Source organism: Shimia sp. R9_2, assembly GCF_017743735.1.
In the GTDB taxonomy this organism is placed as follows: domain Bacteria; phylum Pseudomonadota; class Alphaproteobacteria; order Rhodobacterales; family Rhodobacteraceae; genus Shimia.
Window position 1 is genome coordinate 1 of record NZ_JAGHRO010000021.1, and the last position, 3,107, is coordinate 3,107.

Below are 3,107 nucleotides of genomic sequence, written 5' to 3' on the forward strand. Positions count from 1 at the left end.
GGCGACAGATCTTAAAGCCAAAAAAGGCCCAAGATCAAAAGCGTCGCGGGATGGAGCAGCCCGGTAGCTCGTCAGGCTCATAACCTGAAGGTCGTAGGTTCAAATCCTACTCCCGCAACCAAAAATAGCAAATGATATCAATGATTTACGCTGCGCACCTAAACATGTGCTCACAGTGCCATCTCAGCCGTGGAAGCGCTGTGGAAGCAATTGAAGCGACAAAAACGGTGTGGCTAAAGAGTGACATAAGAATGGGGAGTGGCAAGCTTGCCTATTCAACACGGTAAGCCACGCACGTGACTTTATGCGCAGCACTCCTAAACAATTTGCGGCGAGAAGCGGACAGCGCAGACTCAGTTGTTGCAGGCCCCGGTCTTCGGAGCTTCAAGCAGCTTGTAAAACCTCTAGTCCAAAGCGTATTCGACGAGATCGTCCAATGACCTTGGCTGGAGCGTGTCAGAGATCAACTCCAAAATATCAGGTACATGTGCATAGAACCGTTTCAACCGGTTATGTGCCACGCGGTCCTTGTCCCCCATAAACTCGAGTACTGATTTTTGGGCTTCATATTCGTCATGCCAGTGCTTGCCGATCAAACCCCTCCCAACCGCGGAAAAGATCTTGGCGTCATCGGCAGTAAAGAGTCGTACTTTTGCCATGAATTCTTCTGGATCATGGCCAGCGCGATGCCAGATCTGATAGAGTTCCGTCATGCAAGCCACCGACCGTAGGTATTTGTCAGTCAGCACGATCAGGATGCGGTCCCCTTCGACAAGTCTGCCCATGAATTCTGAGATGCTCTCACCAAACTGAATTTCGTTCTTGTCGCGCTTTATCTTGATGCCTTCCCTCTCGGCGCGGGTACAGAATTCATCTACGATCGTGGCACGATCGGGGGCATCCTTGTCGCTCCAGGCATAGGAAACAAAGAAGTTTTTGGGCATATTTGGGTCGGGTGTAAATGTCACTCTAGGATCTCCTTCCGGCTGTTGAGGGGCCGCGGCTTTCGACGTGAGTTTGAAAAGCTCCATCACACGCTCGCTGAGTTTGCCGAGCGTCCCGATCAACTCTCCGGCGTTGCGGCCCTTTGCGCGAAGCTGTAGACCGTGCCCGTGATCTGGGTCGTTGACTTCTTCCACTTGAATGCGTGTTTGTTGCTCTAGGGCGTAGCCGCTGAACCCATGGCGCCAATAAATACCATGGATGCCAGCCTGACGCCCGATCTCCACCAGAAGGGCACGCATAAAGCCGGGCGCCTTACTCTCAAACCAGTAACAATGTGTTGCATCCGCGTCATCGATAGGTGCCGGATGTTCCCCGTCCAAATGCTCTGGCAAGGCATCAGGGGCGATGTAGAGGGCCGTATCCTCTCGCAGCGAGCCTGAGACCTGAAAGCAAATGCCACTCTGACACATGAAGGAGACAAAGAGCCGTTGTTCCTCGGCTGAGTATCCCTGCCTGTCCCATAGGAAGCTTCCCATGATCTGGCGGCTAAACCGGCCCCGGCTATACAGCAGGTTAGTCCAGCACTTCTGGCGTTCGTAGACCGCATAGATTGCTTCCAGAGCCCAAGCCTGATCCAGGACGATGGTGTCCGTTTCACCAGTGCGAAGCCAAAAGACTTCCCCCGCATTGTGCAGGAAGGCCAGGAACTGTTCGACATTGCTGATGCCGTCGGTCGCTTTGCAAAGCTTGCAGAAGTCCTCCATCGACAATGTGCGGTGCCGGCGATCTCTGGGCTCATGCTTCAGGTCTTCGGCAAGCATCTCCCGGAGTTGCCGCAGCACCGTTAAGCGCCCGGCACCGATCAAGGGTGGGTTGAAACGATCGGCAGCTCCGTTGAGCGCATCTTGAAGGCTGGGCAAGCCCTCGGGAGTGCGAGCGCTCACCGCCACGGCGCGGCAGTAGCGGCGTTCATTGCGAAATGGGGCAAGGTCCGGGTGATCCCCCCGAGCGTATTGTCCGTCACGGTCAATCTGGTTCTGCACCATGATCAGCGGCGTATCCGGCTCCCCGAAACGCTGTACAAAATCCAACCACCACCCCACGGGGCGGTTCCGGAACTGGAGACCATGCACCGAGATATCCTCGTCGCCGTTGTCTGTGTCGGGGGTCCAGACCAATAGGAAGACTGCGCGGGACCGCAGGAAGAGCGCATGCGTGCCATGATAGATCTCTTGCCCGCCGAAATCCCAGATCCGGAAGGTGCCGCGCCGACCCGGGATGGGTGTTTCAGAAAGTTTAATACCATGGGTGCTGTCTGCGTTTTGCTCAAACGGCAGGTCACGCAGACGGTTGCTGATCTGTGTTTTGCCGATGCGGCCATTGCCCAGAATGATCAGCTTCACTGTTTCCAGCAACGTTGGGTCGTTGCCGAGATCTGCAAAATGGGCGCGCACGCGGCCCGCACAATTCTCGAATGAGGCGGTGCTGAACACTTCATTTGGCAGGCCTTGGGCTCGGGTGCGATACGCATTGAGGACCTGAAAGCTCTCCACAAGAAGCAGGTCATGTAAGGGTTGTGATACTTTCAGATCCAAGCCAGAGCAGTCGAGGCTCTGCAGTCGGGAGAGACCGCTCAGCGGCGCCAGATCGCTGACCTCTGTGCCCGAGCAGTCGAGGCTCTGCAGTCGGGAGAGACCGCTCAGCGGCGCCAGATCGCTGACCTCTGTGCCCGAGCAGGTGAGGCTCTGTAGTTGGGAGAGACCGCTCAGCGGCGCCAGATCGCTGACCTGTGTATGCGAGCAGGTTAGGCGCTGCAGCTGGGAGAGACCGCTCAGCGGCGCCAGATCGCTGACCTGTGTATGCGAGCAGTCGAGGCGCTGCAGTTGGGAGAGACCGCTTAGCGGCGCCAGATCGTTGACCTGTGTACTCCAGCAGTCGAGGCTCTGCAGTTGGGAGAGACCGCTCAGCGGCGCCAGATCGCTGACCTCTGTGCCCGAGCAGGTTAGGCGCTGCAGCTGGGAGAGACCGCTCAGCGGCGCCAGATCGCTGACCTGTGTATGCGAGCAGTCGAGGCTCTGCAGTTGGGAGAGACCGCTTAGCGGCGCCAGATCGTTGACCTGTGTACTCCAGCAGTCGAGGCTCTGCAGTTGGGAGAGACCGCT

Annotated in this window: 1 protein-coding gene and 1 tRNA gene; one reads left to right on the forward strand and one right to left on the reverse strand. The window is 56.9% G+C overall.

Annotation, left to right across the window (positions count from 1 at the left end; translation table 11 throughout):
- Nucleotides 1-44: 44 nt before the first annotated feature.
- Nucleotides 45-121 (forward strand) — tRNA-Met (locus J7400_RS21080).
- 283 nt (nucleotides 122-404) lie between these two features.
- Here J7400_RS21080 and J7400_RS21085 read toward each other — a convergent pair.
- Nucleotides 405-3,107 (reverse strand): leucine-rich repeat domain-containing protein (locus J7400_RS21085; protein WP_209066140.1); only part of this gene is annotated, 2,703 nt, incomplete at its 5' end.